General features: G+C 49.5%; 14 protein-coding genes. 8 read left to right on the top strand and 6 right to left on the bottom strand.

From position 1 onward, the window contains the following. The coding region (locus Q0620_RS02040; RefSeq protein ID WP_298783006.1) for an NAD(P)H-dependent oxidoreductase at positions 1-584 on the top strand (584 nt) is incomplete at its 5' end. A 582-nt stretch (positions 585-1,166) separates the two neighbouring features. Here the strand turns inward: Q0620_RS02040 and Q0620_RS02035 are convergent. The 6 genes from Q0620_RS02035 to Q0620_RS02010 form a co-directional block, all read right to left on the bottom strand. Next, entirely contained in the window at positions 1,167-1,592 is a 426-nt protein-coding gene (locus Q0620_RS02035) for a TOBE domain-containing protein (protein WP_298783005.1), read from the bottom strand. Between the two features lie 473 nt (positions 1,593-2,065). Next, positions 2,066-2,422: a DUF488 family protein gene (locus tag Q0620_RS02030; RefSeq protein ID WP_298783004.1), complete on the bottom strand. Its 357-nt coding sequence runs from the start codon at positions 2,420-2,422 to the stop codon at positions 2,066-2,068. A gap of 20 nt (positions 2,423-2,442) precedes the next feature. Further along, positions 2,443-3,789 carry an amidophosphoribosyltransferase gene (gene purF, locus Q0620_RS02025; RefSeq protein ID WP_298783003.1) on the bottom strand — a complete coding sequence of 449 codons (1,347 nt, stop codon included), beginning with the start codon at positions 3,787-3,789 and terminating at the stop codon, positions 2,443-2,445. Positions 3,790-3,862: 73 nt separating this feature from the next. Continuing rightward, on the bottom strand, positions 3,863-4,033 hold the full coding sequence (locus tag Q0620_RS02020; RefSeq protein ID WP_297950239.1) for a nucleotidyltransferase domain-containing protein: 171 nt from the start codon (positions 4,031-4,033) through the stop codon (positions 3,863-3,865). Positions 4,034-4,062: 29 nt separating this feature from the next. Further along, positions 4,063-4,824 carry a 4-hydroxy-tetrahydrodipicolinate reductase gene (dapB, locus tag Q0620_RS02015; protein ID WP_298783002.1) on the bottom strand — a complete coding sequence of 254 codons (762 nt, stop codon included), beginning with the start codon at positions 4,822-4,824 and terminating at the stop codon, positions 4,063-4,065. 50 nt (positions 4,825-4,874) lie between these two features. After that, positions 4,875-8,237 carry a DUF748 domain-containing protein gene (locus Q0620_RS02010; protein ID WP_298783001.1) on the bottom strand — a complete coding sequence of 1,121 codons (3,363 nt, stop codon included), beginning with the start codon at positions 8,235-8,237 and terminating at the stop codon, positions 4,875-4,877. Positions 8,238-8,302: 65 nt separating this feature from the next. Between Q0620_RS02010 and Q0620_RS02005 the strand changes: the two genes are divergently transcribed. From Q0620_RS02005 to carB, 7 genes are all read left to right on the top strand, one after another. Next, positions 8,303-9,436, top strand: a complete 1,134-nt coding sequence (locus Q0620_RS02005; RefSeq protein ID WP_298783000.1) for an epoxyqueuosine reductase QueH — start codon at positions 8,303-8,305, stop codon at positions 9,434-9,436. 33 nt (positions 9,437-9,469) lie between these two features. Continuing rightward, positions 9,470-9,919 carry a 3-hydroxyacyl-ACP dehydratase FabZ gene (fabZ, locus tag Q0620_RS02000; protein WP_295152775.1) on the top strand — a complete coding sequence of 150 codons (450 nt, stop codon included), beginning with the start codon at positions 9,470-9,472 and terminating at the stop codon, positions 9,917-9,919. Continuing rightward, entirely contained in the window at positions 9,919-10,707 is a 789-nt protein-coding gene (gene lpxA, locus Q0620_RS01995) for an acyl-ACP--UDP-N-acetylglucosamine O-acyltransferase (RefSeq protein ID WP_298782999.1), read from the top strand. The genes fabZ and lpxA overlap by 1 nt, the downstream gene beginning before the upstream one ends. Continuing rightward, positions 10,707-11,945 carry an ATP-dependent protease ATP-binding subunit ClpX gene (gene clpX, locus Q0620_RS01990; RefSeq protein ID WP_297880234.1) on the top strand — a complete coding sequence of 413 codons (1,239 nt, stop codon included), beginning with the start codon at positions 10,707-10,709 and terminating at the stop codon, positions 11,943-11,945. Before lpxA ends, clpX begins: the two co-directional genes overlap by 1 nt. A 9-nt stretch (positions 11,946-11,954) precedes the next feature. Next, on the top strand, positions 11,955-12,989 hold the full coding sequence (locus tag Q0620_RS01985) for a rod shape-determining protein (RefSeq protein WP_005869818.1): 1,035 nt from the start codon (positions 11,955-11,957) through the stop codon (positions 12,987-12,989). Next, complete coding sequence (gene mreC, locus Q0620_RS01980; protein WP_297997769.1) at positions 12,982-13,731, top strand: rod shape-determining protein MreC; 750 nt, start codon at positions 12,982-12,984, stop codon at positions 13,729-13,731. Before Q0620_RS01985 ends, mreC begins: the two co-directional genes overlap by 8 nt. Then, positions 13,731-15,422: carbamoyl-phosphate synthase large subunit (gene carB / locus Q0620_RS01975; protein WP_298782998.1), on the top strand; the 1,692-nt coding region annotated here is incomplete at its 3' end. The genes mreC and carB, both read left to right, overlap by 1 nt.

Raw genomic sequence — 15,422 nt, 5'->3', positions numbered from 1 at the left:
ATATAATTTTTCAAAATTTTAACAAAGGAAATAACATGAAAACGCTCGTGATCTTATCGCATCCTAATTTCGCCGCCTCGCGCGTGAACAAAGCTCTATCGCAGGTCGTAAAGAGCGCTGCCGGCGTAGAGGTACGCCATTTGGAGGGACTTTACGGCACCGATACTACGCGCATCGACGCCCGCGCAGAGCAAGACGCGCTACGCGGCGCAGATCACATCGTATTTTTGTACCCGCTGTACTGGCTAAACGTGCCGCCTATGCTAAAAGCCTATATCGACATCGTCTTTTCGCACGAGCTGGTGGGCTCCGGCGCGCTTAAGGGCAAGGTCCTGCAGCTTGCGCTAAGTGCTAGTACGCCGCTTAGCGAGTACTCCAAACAAGGTGCGATCGGCTTTAGCATGGATGAAATTTTAACGCCGCTTAAGATTGCGGCAAACTACTGCGGGATGGAGTTTGCCGTGCCGTTTATCAGCGGCGGGTTTGAGCCCGGCGAGTTTAGCGACGATGCCGTAGATGCCGCGGTCGCACGCTTCGGCAAACTTTTACGAGGCGAACTAAGCCCCGGCGAGTATCAAATTTAGCAAAGTAAAATGCCCGCTACCCGCAGCTACGAGCCGAAATTTTACGAGAGTGATTTTATCCGCGGAATCTACGCCTTTTAACGAGCCGATCGGTTCGATGATCTGTCCGTGCTGCTATCTATCGGCGGGCGCGGTTAGCGCGTGTCGCTTTGATCCGGATCGGCTCACTCTCGGTGCGGACATCTGCGCGAGGATCGATCGCTACTGCGCAAAGCGGCGGCGCATCGCGAGCGCGCAAAATATGAAAGTACATCGTTATAAGCGAGCGGGCAGAGTGAAGAGGAGCCCGCGTTTCATAGATATCTCGTGCTAGTGGGGCTTGCGCGATGAATGGATGCAAAGCCTGCGCGAAACGCGCACTGCGGTAAAATAGGGTAAGACCGCTCTTGGTGTGATTGGGGCTGGATGTCGCGCGGGGTGTATCTGCGCGCATGAGAGAAAAGACCGCTTGCGGCGCTATTTGAGCTGCTACGAAATTTGATTTATCAAAAAAGATTTTTGAGGAAGGAGCAGAATTTATAAAATTTCGCTCCTTTATTTTGCGATGTTTAAAGCGTGCACATCGGTTCGCACAATGCAGGATTATTTTACGCCGACGATGATTTGAGTAGCTTTTATGATCGCGGTTACTTCGTCGCCGACTGCTAGCGCCAAATTTTTAACGGAGCCGTTTGTGACGATCGCGCTTAGATTCTCACCGCCTGCGGTTCTGACATAGATTTCAGCATTGATTGCGCCCTCTTTAACGGCGGTGATTTTGCCTTTTAGTTGATTTGCAGCACTTAGGCGAAGATCATTTTCTCCCTTTGAAATGATGACGTTTGGGGCTTTGAATAAAAATACCGCCTCTTTGCCTGCTTTTAAATCCAAAGTTTTTTCAGAATCAACTGTCACGGTTGCTTTTAGCACGTCGCCGCCTCTGGTTTTAGCTGTGATTAGCGAATTTACCGCACCTGTTTTTACGTCGCTGATTACGACGTGAAGCTGATTTCTAGCACTTATTGCCATTGTTTCTCCTTGTAAAAAATTACGAGCAATGTTAGCGGCAAATCCTTAAATGAAATTTAAAAATGCTGCGTGTAATAAACTAATTTGATTTGTTGCGAATTTATATTAAGTCTACTTTTTAAATTCCTAGCTTATGATATGAAAAATAGCGCTAAAAAATAGATGAAATTCTAAATTTGCATATATTAAATCGAGTTATTTTCCTTGAAATTTTATTCGCTTTTTATAAAATTTTGCGTTTTTTAAAGCTCTGACGCAAAATTTAGCGTTTGTTTTATGCTCATTTGCAAAGTGTACATCCGGATGAAAATTTATCTCAAATCGCGCCTGGCAAGGCTTTAAAAGCACTCCGCTTAAGCCTCTTCGCTGAATTTTACGCCTCGCACATCGGTTTTACGAGTGGATTTTGGTGAGCGAGGCGATTTTACATTTGCTTTAAAATACAGCGAGCGGTGCGCTTTGAGCGCAAAATTTTAGTGCATCTTGCTTTGCAGAAAATCACGCAGAATCATCGCATGGTTGCAGTGCTCGTCCTTTGCGGCGTATAGTAGCGTGACGACCGGCTCGTTTTTAACCTTTTTCAAAAATTCGGCCACGGCAGGATTTTGCTCAAGCTCAGCTAGGTAAAGCTCCTTAAAATGGGCGAAATTCTCAGGCTTATGCGCGAAAAGCTTGCGTATTTCGGTGCTAGGCGTTATGTCCTTTGCCCACATATCAAGCTCCAGCGTGTCTTTTTTTATGCCACGCGGCCACAGCCTATCGCAAAGCACGCGAAAACCATCCTCTTCCTCCGCGCTCTCATAGACGCGCTTAATTTTAAATTTTGTCATAGTTTGCTCCTTTAAATTTGCTAATCTTTGATGAAATAGTCGCCGTCGAAGCTTACGAGCGAGTACTTGCGCTCGCTTCCAAGCGCCTCTACGAGCTCCGGTACGCTAAGAAACGTGAGGCTGTCGGCGCCTATAAATTTGCAAATTTCATCCGTGCTCATATTTGCAGCGATCAGCTCGCGCACGCTCGGCGTGTCGATGCCGTAGCGCTCGGGATACTTTAGCTCGGGGCTTGCGATGCACATATGCACGCGCGCTGCGCCCGCATGGCGCAGAAGCTCGACTATCTTTTTGCTCGTAGTGCCGCGCACAATGCTGTCGTCGATCACCGCGACACTCTTACCGTGCAGTGCCGCGCCGATCGGATTTAGCTTGAGTTTAACCTTTAAATTTCGCACCTCTTGCGTTGGCTCGATGAAGGTGCGGCCGATGTAGTGGTTGCGCACGATTGCCATCTCAAAGGGGATTTTGCTCTCTTGCGCGAAACCAAGCGCCGCCGGCACGCCGCTATCGGGCACGGGCACGACGAAATCGGCTTTTAGCTCTTTACATTTTCGCGCGAGCGCCGCGCCCAGCTTTTTTCTGACCTCGTATACGTTTTTGCCCTCTACGACGCTGTCGGGGCGCGCGAAGTAGATGTATTCAAATGCGCAAATTCTAGCCTCCGCGGCTTTTAAAATTTCAAGCGAGCTAAACTCATCCTTGCCCTCTTCGAAGATCACCATCTCGCCGGGCTTTACGTCGCGGACGAACTCGGCTCCTACGAGATCAAACGCGCAAGTCTCGCTCGCGACGATGTAGCCGCCGTCTTTAAGCCTGCCGATGCTGAGCGGACGCACGCCGTAGCGATCGCGCACGGCAAACATCTTCGAGCGGCTTAAAATCAGAAGCGAGTACGCGCCCACGCACTGATTCAGAGCTTCGACGATGCGGTCTTTTAGATGCTCCTGCTTGCTACGGGCGATGAGGTGCAGTATATTTTCGGTGTCCATACCGGACTGAAAAATCGCACCCTCGCTTACGAGCTTACGGCGAATTTCGTCTTTGTTGATCAAATTTCCGTTATGAACGATAGAGATCTCCCCAAGAGCGTAATTGCCCGCAACGGGCTGCGCGTCCTTTAGGCTATCTGCACCCGCGGTGCCGTAGCGGTTGTGACCGATCGCGATGTTGCCCTTTAAAATTTCAAAGCTTGCGGGGCTAAAAACCTCCGTCACGAGCCCTGTGGCTTTGATCGTTTTGATATGATGGTTGAAGCTCGAGCTGATACCGCTTGCCTCCTGGCCGCGGTGCTGCATGGCAAAAAGCCCGTAATACGCGGTTTTAGCCGCACCTTCGGAATTTATGACTCCCACGATTGCGCACATTTTCTAACCTCTTAAATTTTATTTTTTAGAAATTTATCTATATTTTGTTTTATCATTGACGGCTTGCCGTCCGTCATGTTGCCGGCGCCTCATCAAATAGATCGGCTGAAATTTTAAACCTCTCGGCGATATTCGCTCCGCCTTTGGCGTAGCTACCAAATAGTCCGACTTTGTAAATTCCAAAGCTTTCAAGCTCGGGCTTTAGCTCGCGCAAAAAATTTAAAATTTCATCTTTGGTTGGCATTTTTTCCTCTTAAATTTAGCCGCAAAGGTCTAGATTCCTAAGCAGTCGTCTATGCCGTAAAGCCCGCTATTTTGGGGCGCTAGCCAAACTGCGACCCTTATCGCGCCTCTAGCAAAGGTCGCGCGCGAAGTTGCCGTATGATTTAGCTCGATAAATTCGCCATCTCCGTAAAATCCCACCGTGTGGCGCCCGACTATATCGCCTCCGCGCAGCGACATCACGGCGATCTCGTCCTTGCCGCGCTCGCCGATGAGCCCGTCGCGACCACTTACGCGCACGTCTTTTAAGCTTAGCTCGCGCGCGCTCGCGGCGCTTTCCGCAAGGCTCATCGCCGTGCCGCTCGGGGCGTCTTTTTTGTGGCGGTGGTGCATCTCTAAAATTTCGCAGTCAAAATCGCGCAGGCTCCTACTGGCAAGCGCTACGAGTTTGTTTAGCACCGCAACGCCCAGGCTCATATTCGTAGCGTGTAGTACGGGCATTTTTGCGCTGCATTCGCGCAGTAGCCGCTCGCCCTCATCGCCCAGAGCCGTTGTGCCGATGCAAAGCGGCTTTGGATGCGAAAGCGCAAATTCCATTAAATTTATTGCGCCGTCTCGGATCGTGAAGTCTATCACGACGTCGCAGCCGCTAAAAAGCTCGTCGTAGCTGCTCGTTACGGCGCAGCTGGGCGTATAATCAAGCGGCGCAATCGTGTAGATTACGCTTGCTCGCGCCTGATCGAAATTTTTCAGGCATTCGTAGATCATCGTGCCCATTCTGCCGCTTCCGCCGTGAATTCCTATATTTATCATCGCCGTTCCTTTAAATTTAGTCCGCTTAGTATAGCCAAATTTTGCTTACACTACCTCTCTACGCCGAGATTTAGCGGGATGAAGCTGTTTTGTTTGAGCTCGGCTTCGCTTGGTTTTTTGATCTCTATGCGAGAGGCGCTTACGCCGCGCTGCACGAGTGCCGCTTGCACGGCAGTCGCCCTGGCAAGGGCTAACTCATCAAGACGCGAACGGGTAAATTTCTGCGCCCCTATCAGCTCCTCCATCGCCTCATCGCCGCTAGCTTTGATGCCGTATTTGACCTTAAGCGCCGCTATGGCTTCATCCGTGGAGAGACCTTGTTTATTAGACATCAGCGTGAGGGTATTTTGCAGCGAGCGCCTTTTAAACTCGTGAGTATCGAGCTTTTCGTTATACGCAGAGTTTAGAATGATCTTGAGTTCAGGCTTGGCTTTTGCGACCTTGGCCAAATCATCGATTTTAGAGTTTTCGCTTATTAAAATTTCACTACTTGCCGCCTCAAAATCGATACTTTCGAGCTTTTTCGTATCTACGCCCGCGATCTTTCCCATAAATCTAAACGGGCTTAACACGATGTCGGAGAGTAGCTTTTTGACCGCGCCCCAAACCAGCGCGCCGTAGCTAAATTTCGGATCGCTCAGCGTGCCGCTTAGAGGCAGGCTAATATCGATCTGATCGTCGCTGTCCTTTAGGATCGATACGACTAGACCGATCGGAAGACTCAGCGCATCCTTGCTCTGCACCTCTTTGCCGAGCTCGAAGCGGTCTAAATTTAGATCGTTGCTTGCGTTTAGCTTGCCATCGTCGATTTTGTAGGCAAGTTTTAAATTTAACTTGCCACCCGCGATTTTATTGCCGATATACTTGGCGGTATAGGGCGATGCGGGCACAAGCGGAATCTCCTTTAAAACGACGTTTATATCGCTTTTTCGTTTAAAATCCAGCGGATAGGCGCGCGCCGTGATGCTCGCTAGCCCGCTTCCGCTTACGAGCGAGCTAAGCTTGATATCCGCCGCTCGCTTCGGACTGATCTCGCTGATGCTTGCTTTCATATCGCTGATGCGCAGTTTAAAGGGCGCCGCTAGGCTCTCGTCGGTAAAATTTAAACTGCCGCCGCTAAGCGAGATATTTTTTACGCTCCACGCAAAGTTTGCCTTGCTTTTCGCGGGTCTGCTAGGCGCAGCTTCGGCAGGCTTTGCGGCCTGTTTTGCCTGTGCGGCGGGCTTTATCAGCGAGAGCAAATTTAAACGCCTGTCTTTATTTAGCGAGATATTTGCTGCGGGCGAGCCAAGAGCGATCTTGTTTAGCGTGAGAGAGTTTGGGCTTAGTGCGATTTGCGCGACATTCAGCGACGCAAGGGAGAAAATTTTATCCCTGCCCGAGCTTAACGCCAAGCCCTTGCCCGATAGCTTCGCTTCGAGCGAGAATGTGTTTGAAAGCTTCAGCTGCCCTTGCGTAGCAAGCTCGCCCGCGATGGAGCCCGTGATAAATTCCGCCATATATTTGTTAAAGACGCCCAAGTTCGGCGCCTTTAGGCTAAAGTTCACGCCTACGTTAAGCGGCGCGATGCTAGCCTTGCCGTCCGCGTTAGCGGTGATTTCGCCCGCGATAAGGCTTGCTTTGATGCCGAAAGGCTCGGCGAAATTTGAGCTTAGCCCGCTTAGTGTGGCGCTGAAATCCTTGATCTCGTGCACGTTGTTTTTAACGATAAAGCTCTCGCTAATCTTAGCCTTTGCGCCCGTTACGGAGGCCTCGCCGATCTTAAATTTTAAAGCGAGGCGTTTGGCAGGCTTTTTAGAATCCGAATTTGCGCCGCTTGCCGTAGAGTTTGCATCCGTAGGGTTTGCATCGCCCGCGCTCACCGTTTTTTTAGAGCCTGCAGGATTTTTAGAGATCGCGCTTAAGATCGCCAGATCGTTTATGCTTTTGGCGCCGTTAACGCCCACCTCCGAGTTGAAAAACGGCTCGTTTAGTAAAATTTTATCCACGCCCAGATCGAGATTCGCGACGTTAAATTTAACCCCTTGCACGCCGAAGCTTTCAAATCCGCTAAAAATTCCGTTTTTGTTTGCGATTTTGGAGTTTGAAATTTTAGCAAACTTCAGGCTTGCGCCGTTTTGCGCGCCCTCTTTGTCGTAGCTAAAAGCGCTCAGCTCGGTTGCAGCGAGTGAAATTTTATCGCTGCGCGCGAGCGTAATCTGCGTATCCGCGATACTAAAGGCACCAAAGCCCGTATGAAGGGCCGTATCGTTACCTTCGGCGTTAAATTTCAAAAAATTTTCGGTGATTTTAGTATCGTTTGAAACGACCGAAATTAGCGGGTTTGCAAAGCTTGAGCGGTTTAGATCTACGCTTTTTACGGCGGAGTTTAGCCGCAAGTTCGCGCCCGTTTTATTAAAATCCAGTGCAAAATCTGCAATTCGCGCCCCCTCAAAGCCCGTGGAAATTTTGGTTTCGTTCATATCGTATTTTGCGCCCGAAACTAGCACTTGCGGAATCATCACTTTGCCTGAAATTTCATTCGAAACGTCCGTATTTAGGCTAAAGCTTGGGATTTTTAGCGAGTCTAGAGAAATTAAATTTTGATCTTGCAAAATTTCTAGGCTTTGCAGCTCGAGCTTTGAGTTTTCAAGCGCAAATTTTATATTTTCATCGAGGCTCAATCGGTAATTCAGCTCGGCGGAAAGGAAGCCGTTTTTAAACCGAACGCCGCTAGGATCGAGGTATGATAGCCAAAACGGATCAATTTTCAGCCGCGAGATATCTACCTTGCCGTGTAGACGAAGAGGCGCCAGGTCGATGGCTCCATCGAAGCTCAGCGCGTCGTATGTGCGCGAAACGGCGCTTAAATCGTGCTCGCCGATCGTTTCGTCCTTTAAATTTAGTCCGTTGATCTCATAATTTAGCTCGGTCGAGATGAGCGAAAACGGCTTTTTCAGGGAGTTATCGACGTAGCCCAGAGAGCCGCGCTCGATCTTAAAATTATTCAGCGTGACGTTGAAGCTGGAGTTTTCATCTTTACTTTCGCTCTTTTGCTCCGAAAGTAGCGGCTCGAAATTGAAGGTGCCGTTTTGCTCGCGCTCGACGTGAAATTTAGGGGATTTAAGATGTAAAATTTCTACCGCGAGAGTCTTTTTAAAAAGCTTTGAAAAACCGATTTTTAGATTTATCTCATCCGCGCTAAACAGCGGCTTAAAGGTACTAAGCTCCGGCTTGGTAACGTTTAGCTCGTAGGTAAAGGGGTTAAATTTGGCGTCCTGCACGCTAAAGCTTGCTCTGCCCTCTAAAATTTTAGGCAGCGCTTTTTCGATAAAAAGCGGCACGCCGAAAAAGCCCGCGAGCACGTAAAATAGCGCAAATCCGCCCAAGCCGTAAGCAAACTTACGCCAGTGTTTTATAAAAAATTTTTTCATTTTTCCGCTCATTAATTTTGATAGCGTAAAATTATATCCAAAAATTTCGTGCAAAGGGTTAAATTTTGCTGGTTCACATCTGCTGCTCGGTCGATTGCGATTATTTTTTGCGCCGCTTAAAAGAGCTCACGCAAGAGCCGCTAATAGGCTATTTTTATGATCCCAACATCCACCCTTGCGGCGAATATGTTCTTAGAATGCACGACGCAAAGCGGGTTTGCGAGAATTTAGGGATTAAATTTATCCCGGGCGAGTATGATTTTCAGGGCTGGCTAGACGGCGCGCGCGGGCTTGAAAACGAGCCCGAAAAAGGCGCGCGCTGCGAGTTTTGCTTTGATTTTCGCATGCAAAAAACGGCCGAGCTCGCGCTAAGTTTGGGCGAGCGTAAAATCACCACGACTCTTCTTATGAGTCCCAAAAAATCGCACTCTCAGCTTTGCGCCTCGCTGCAGCGTATTTGTGAGCGCTGCGGACTGGAGTTTATCGCACCCGATTTTCGTAAAAACGGCGGCACGAACGAGCAGTTTGCGCTTGCGAAAAAAGACGCGCTCTATCATCAAAACTACTGCGGCTGCATCTACGCGCTTGCGGCGCAGCGGAATGATCAGCAAAGGGCTGAACGAAATTCGGGCGGAAGTTTGACGGCGGATTTGAAGCAAAATTTAGCCCAAGATGCCGAAATTTACGAGCTAATGTCGCCGATCGATAGGCAAATCTTGCCCGCTTCGGTAGAGGAGAAGTTGAAATTTTACAAAAAGCTTTGCTCGCTTGAAAGAAAAGGGGTTAAATTTAGCGTGCTGCGCGATCGGTTTTTAAACTACCGTCTGCTGCGCGCATGGATTAAATTTGACGGGTGTGTAGTGCCCTCGTTTGTGCTATTTGGCTCGCATTTTATGCGCGAAAACGTGAAGTTTAGCATAGAGCGGGAGTGCGAAATTTTTTGCAACGACAAGGGCGAGATTAAAATTTTAAACCTGGCGAAATTTAACGAAATTTCAAGATCAAATTTCAAAAGCGTATCCGAAATGCTAAAAAACCCGCCGAGTCTCGCGCGTCAAAATAAAACTCGCGCCGCCCTGTGCGCTGCGGGCTCGCTCTCGCCGATCATCGTCACGGACGAGATAAGAGCCGCCAAAGTTCAAATTTACGGGCTCTCGCGCATATTTTTAGACGTTAGGGAAATTTTAGTAAGAATTTGATAAGATTCTAAAATTTCTAAAAAAGGCAGATCAATGATAGATATAAACGAAATTCTCTCCATCCTACCTCATCGTTTTCCGTTTTTGCTGATAGATCGCGTCGAAGAGCTCAGCATAGGCGAAAGTATCAAGGCCTATAAAAACGTAACCTACAACGAGCAGATCTTTCAGGGCCACTTCCCCGGCCACCCGATCTATCCGGGCGTAATGATAATCGAGGGCTTAGCGCAGGCGGGCGGCGTGCTGGCGTTTAAGAGTATGGAGAAAGACGGCGTCGATCTAAGCGACAAGGTCGTGTATTTTATGAGTATCGACAACGCTAAATTTAGAAACCCGGTTCGCCCCGGCGACAAGCTTGAGTATCGCATCAGCGTAATCAAACATCGCGGACGCATCTGGGTGCTAAAGGGCGAAGCCTACATCAACGACGGCGCCACACTGGCTGCGCAGGCTGAACTTCAAGCGATGATAATGGATAAATGATGGCTAAAGTTCACCACACGGCGATCATCGAGGATGGCGCGCAGATCGGAGCCGAAGTAACGATCGAGCCGTATGCTTTCATAAGCGCGCAGGCTAAAATCGGCGACGGCTGCACGATCAAGCAGGGTGCGCGTATCATCGGCGATACGCAAATCGGCGAGGGCTCTAAAATTTTTTCATACGCTATCGTGGGTGAAATTCCGCAGGATATGAGCTTTGAAGAGGGCGAGCGCACGGGGCTAATCATCGGCAAAAACGCTACGATTCACGAGTTTTGCACGATCAGCTCTGGCTCGCATAAAGGCGACGGATTTACGCGCATCGGCGATAATCTATTTATGATGGCGTATTGCCATATCGCGCACGATTGCGTGCTGGGAAGCAACATAATCCTAGCCAACAGCGCCACGCTCGCAGGTCACGTCGTAATGGGCGATTATGCCGTTATCGGCGGGCTTACCCCCGTGCATCAGTTCGTCCAAATCGGCGAGAGTTGCATGATCGCAGGGGCTAGCGCGCTTAGTCAGGACGTGGTGCCGTTTTGTCTAGCCGAGGGCAACCGCGCCTATATTCGCGGGCTAAATTTAACGGGCATCCGCCGCCGCTTCGATAAAGAGACGGTCGAGACGATAAATCGGGCGTATAAATTTTTATTCAACCAAGGCGGGGGCTTAAAGGAGCAGGCGCAAATTTTATTAAACGAGACGAGTGATCAAAACGTGCGCAAGATGTGCGAGTTTATAATCAACACAAAACGCGGAATTCCGCTAGATAAAGGTAAAATTTAATGGCAAATAAGTGCAGTTTTTGCGGTGAGACGGGCGCGGACGGGCGTCGTATATATCCTAACGACGACGGTACGGCGGCTATCTGCAGCTATTGTATCGATATGGCATATGCCGCTATCCACGGCAGCGAGGGTCAAAATGAGGCGGTACAAAATCAAAATAAAGAGATCGATTTCGAGGCTATCAAGCCAAAGGCGCTGATGGAGGTGCTAAATCGCTACGTCATCGGCCAGGAGCGCGCTAAGAAAATTTTTAGCGTCGGCGTTTACAACCACTATAAAAGAATTTTCAGGCAGACCGACGCGAAGGGCGACGATACCGAAATTTCAAAATCAAATATCTTGCTTATCGGCCCTACCGGCAGCGGCAAGACGCTTATGGCGCAGACTTTAGCGCGATTTTTGGACGTGCCGATCGCTATTAGTGATGCTACGAGCCTAACGGAAGCGGGCTACGTCGGCGAGGACGTAGAAAACATCCTTACCCGCCTTTTGCAGGCCGCGGACGGCGACGTAGAGAAGGCGCAGCGCGGTATCGTATTCGTAGATGAGATCGATAAGATCGCGCGAATGAGCGAAAACCGCAGCATCACGCGCGACGTAAGCGGCGAAGGGGTGCAGCAAGCGCTTCTTAAGATCATCGAAGGAAGCGTCGTTAATATCCCTCCAAAGGGCGGTCGTAAGCATCCAAATCAGGACTTCATCCAGATCGATACGACAAATATTTTGTTCGTCTGCGGCGGCGCGTTCGACGGGCTAAACGAGATCATCAACCGCCGCATCGGGCAGAACGTGTTAGGGTTTAACCAAACCAAGCGCAGTAAAAAAGAGAGTTTAAATTTACTAAACATGGTCGAGGCCGACGATCTGGTGCATTACGGCATAATCCCCGAGCTCATCGGGCGATTGCACGTAGTGGCTACGCTAAATGAGATCGACGAAAAGGCGATGGTTAGAATTTTAACCGAGCCGAAAAACGCGATCTTAAAGCAATATCAAAAGCTCTTTGCGATAGACGGCGCAAATTTAAAATTTGACGACGACGCGCTAAGGGAGGTCGCGAGCCTTGCGATCAAGCGCAAAACCGGTGCACGCGGACTTCGTAGCATAATCGAGGAGATTATGATCGATATTATGTTTGATCTGCCTGAGCTTAAGGGCTATGACGTCATCATATCCAAAGAGGTCGTAGACGGCGTCTCTAAGCCGATACTTGTAAAACAAAATTTAACTGCATAAAGGGGATAAATGTTACTTGATTCGATTCTAGGATTATTTTCTAGGGATATGGGTATTGATCTAGGCACGGCAAACACGCTTGTGCTACTAAAAGATAAAGGCATCATCATCAACGAACCGAGCGTCGTCGCGGTACAAAACGAACGCTACGGCAAGCAAAGAATCATCGCCGTGGGCGCCGAAGCCAAAGAGATGCTCGGACGCACTCCGGGCGACATCGAAGCGGTGCGCCCGATGAAGGACGGCGTTATTGCGGATTTTGACATGACGGAGAAGATGATTAGGTATTTTATCGAAAAGACCCACAAGCGCCGTTTTTTCGTAAGTCCGCGCATCATCATCTCGGTTCCTTACGGACTAACCCAGGTCGAGCGCAAAGCCGTGCGAGAAAGTGCAATGATAGCGGGCGCGCGAGAGGTTTATCTAATCGAAGAGCCGATGGCTGCGGCGATCGGAGCGGGCCTTCCCGTAAATGAAGCGCGTGGCTCGCTGGTCGTGGATATCGGCGGCGGTACCACCGAGATTGGCGTTATCTCTTTGGGCGGTATCATCAGCGCCAAATCCGTTCGCGTCGCAGGTGATAAGATCGACGCGAGCATCGTTAACTACGTCAAAGAAAAATATAGCCTACTCATATCCGAGCGTGCGGCCGAGGAGATTAAGATCAAGATCGGTACGGCGGTGCAACAGCAAAAAGATCTTACCTACACGGTCAAAGGAAAAGACCAGATCAGCGGGCTTTTAAGCTCGGTCGATCTTACGAGCGAGGACGTTAGAGAGGCGATCAAAGACTCGATCAGAGAGATTGCCGATGCGCTGAAATTTGTCCTTGAGAGCATTCAGCCAGAAGTCGCCGCCGACATCGTCGAAAACGGCGTCGTGCTAACGGGCGGCGGCGCGCTCATTCGCGGATTGGATAAGTATCTAAGCGACACCGTAAAGCTTCCGGTTTTTGTCGCGGATGAGCCGCTGCTGTGCGTCGCAAACGGCACCGGCAAAGCCCTAGAAGAGATCAAATCGCTAAAACAAGCGGCAAATGACTAATCTCAAACTCCTCCTCGTCGCGGTTTTGCTAGTAGCCGTTTCGTTAACGTTCGGCTCGTATATCCACGGCAAATTTATCGGATTTGCAGGAGGGATTTTAGAGGTTTATTACGGCGTGAGCGATCGGGTAAAAAGCGCTGTAAACGAGCATTTTAACCAAGCAGAGACGATCAAAGCTCTACGAGAAGAAAACGCCGAGCTGAAAAAATCTGCTATGCTGCTTAGCACGTTCGCAGGCGAGCTCAATAAAATTTTGATCGACAAAAACAGCTCTGTTTATGAGCCCAAAGTCCAGCTCGTAAAGGCGCTAAGCTATGCAAATTTAAACGACTACAACAAATTCTTCGTAAATTTTGAAAATTTTAATCCGAACAAAATTTACGGCCTCATCAGTGAGGGCAAGACCGCGGGAATTCTAGTAAATAAAGATGGGCGCCCGCTTGCGATCTTACAGCGTGACGAGAAGAGTAATTTCTCCGTTTTCATAGGAGATGCTCAAATTCCTGGCGTAGCAGGCGGCGAGAATAACGAGCTCGTGGTTAGATACATCCCTCAATGGCTTGATCCCAAGGTAGGTGATGAGGTACTTACCAGCGGCAAGGACGGGATTTTTTTTGCCGGCGTGCCGGTAGGGAAAGTTAAAGAGATTCAAAACGGAAAGTTATACAAAAGCGCCGTCGTAGAGCCCTACGTGAGCTCCGAGATGCCGGCGTTTTTGTATGTCGTTACAAAGGAAAATTGATGCCCAAAAGAGATGATATTAAGACGATTTTGCTGATCGGTAGCGGTCCGATCGTAATCGGTCAGGCGTGCGAGTTTGACTACAGCGGCACGCAGGCTGCCAAGACGTTAAAGAGCCTTGGATACCGCGTAGTGCTAATAAACTCAAACCCCGCTACCATTATGACCGATCCCGATTTTGCCGACGCTACCTATATCGAGCCGATCACCAAAGAGAGCATTTTGCGTATCATAAAGCGCGAGGGCGTCGATGCGATCCTACCTACGATGGGCGGACAGGTCGCGCTAAACGTCGCGATGCAGGCTTACGAAAGCGGCGAGCTAGGGGGGGTAAAATTTCTAGGCGCCAAGCCTGAAGCGATAAAAAAGGGCGAGGATAGGGTAAAATTTAAAGAGGCGATGATTAAGATCGGAATGGATCTGCCCAAATCCAAATACGCTTACAATATCGAAGAGGCGATGGCTGCTGCAAATGAGATCGGCTTTCCACTCATTATCCGCGCTAGCTATACCCTAGGCGGCGCAGGTAGCGGCGTAGCGTATAATATCGACGAGTTTAAAGAGGTCGCGCAAAACGGGCTAGACGTGAGCCCGATAAATGAAATTTTGATCGAAGAGAGCCTGCTTGGATGGAAAGAGTTCGAAATGGAGGTGATCCGCGATCACAAGGACAACTGCATCATCGTCTGCTCGATCGAAAATTTCGACCCGATGGGGGTGCATACGGGTGATAGCATCACGGTTGCGCCCGCTCTGACGCTTACCGATAAAGAGTATCAAAGGATGCGCGACGCGAGTTTTAAAATTTTACGCGAGATCGGCGTAGATACGGGCGGCAGTAACGTGCAGTTTGCGGTAAATCCGCAAACGGGGCGGATGATCGTCATCGAGATGAACCCGCGCGTAAGTCGCAGTTCGGCTCTTGCGTCCAAAGCCACGGGCTACCCGATCGCCAAGGTCGCTACGATGCTAGCGGTGGGCTTTAGCCTGGATGAGATCAAAAACGACATCACTGGCACGCCCGCGAGCTTCGAGCCCGTGATCGATTATATCGTGACTAAAATTCCGCGCTTTGCGTTTGAGAAATTCCCCGGCGCAAACCCCTATCTCGGCACTGCGATGAAAAGCATCGGCGAGGTGATGGCGATCGGGCGCAGCTTTAAAGAGAGCATTCAAAAGGCGCTGTGCTCGCTGGAGAAGGGCTACTTCGGATTTGTAGAGCTAAGCTTAAGCGAAAAAGATCTCATCTTCGGGCTTCGCAACGCGCAGCAAGATAGAATTTTATATATCGCTCAGGGCTTTAGAGTGGGTATGAGCGTGGATCAAATTTACGAGCTTAGCAAGATCGATCGTTGGTTTTTGGGCCAGATCGAGCAGATCGTAAAATTTGAAGAGCGCATCGATATGGAGATCATCAACGACGCGGCGCTTTTGAGACAGGCCAAGAGCTGGGGCTTTAGCGATAAGATGATCGCAAATTTGATCAACAAAAAAGATAGTCTGGGCCTTACGCAAAACGACATCCATTTTGCCTGCGCCAGACAGGGCATCGACCTTGAATACAACGAAGTAGATACCTGTGCGGGCGAGTTTGCGGCGCTTACCCCGTATCTGTACTCCAGTACCAACATAACGCCCGCCATCGCAAGCCGTAAAATTTCAAAAGATAATAAAAAAGTCCTCATCATCGGC

The sequence above is a fragment of the uncultured Campylobacter sp. genome (assembly GCF_938017615.1).
In the GTDB taxonomy this organism is placed as follows: Bacteria; Campylobacterota; Campylobacteria; order Campylobacterales; family Campylobacteraceae; genus Campylobacter_B.
This window is presented reverse-complemented; position numbering and strand designations above follow the sequence as displayed.

Coding starts and splice junctions, on each gene's coding strand:
- Q0620_RS02035 (WP_298783005.1), bottom strand. CDS start 1,592: ATGGCAATAAGTGCTAGAAATCAGCTTCACGTCGTAATCAGCGACGTA.
- Q0620_RS02030 (WP_298783004.1), bottom strand. CDS start 2,422: ATGACAAAATTTAAAATTAAGCGCGTCTATGAGAGCGCGGAGGAAGAG.
- purF (WP_298783003.1), bottom strand. CDS start 3,789: ATGTGCGCAATCGTGGGAGTCATAAATTCCGAAGGTGCGGCTAAAACC.
- Q0620_RS02020 (WP_297950239.1), bottom strand. CDS start 4,033: ATGCCAACCAAAGATGAAATTTTAAATTTTTTGCGCGAGCTAAAGCCC.
- dapB (WP_298783002.1), bottom strand. CDS start 4,824: ATGATAAATATAGGAATTCACGGCGGAAGCGGCAGAATGGGCACGATG.
- Q0620_RS02010 (WP_298783001.1), bottom strand. CDS start 8,237: ATGAAAAAATTTTTTATAAAACACTGGCGTAAGTTTGCTTACGGCTTG.
- fabZ (WP_295152775.1), top strand. CDS start 9,470: ATGATAGATATAAACGAAATTCTCTCCATCCTACCTCATCGTTTTCCG.
- lpxA (WP_298782999.1), top strand. CDS start 9,919: ATGGCTAAAGTTCACCACACGGCGATCATCGAGGATGGCGCGCAGATC.
- clpX (WP_297880234.1), top strand. CDS start 10,707: ATGGCAAATAAGTGCAGTTTTTGCGGTGAGACGGGCGCGGACGGGCGT.
- Q0620_RS01985 (WP_005869818.1), top strand. CDS start 11,955: ATGTTACTTGATTCGATTCTAGGATTATTTTCTAGGGATATGGGTATT.
- mreC (WP_297997769.1), top strand. CDS start 12,982: ATGACTAATCTCAAACTCCTCCTCGTCGCGGTTTTGCTAGTAGCCGTT.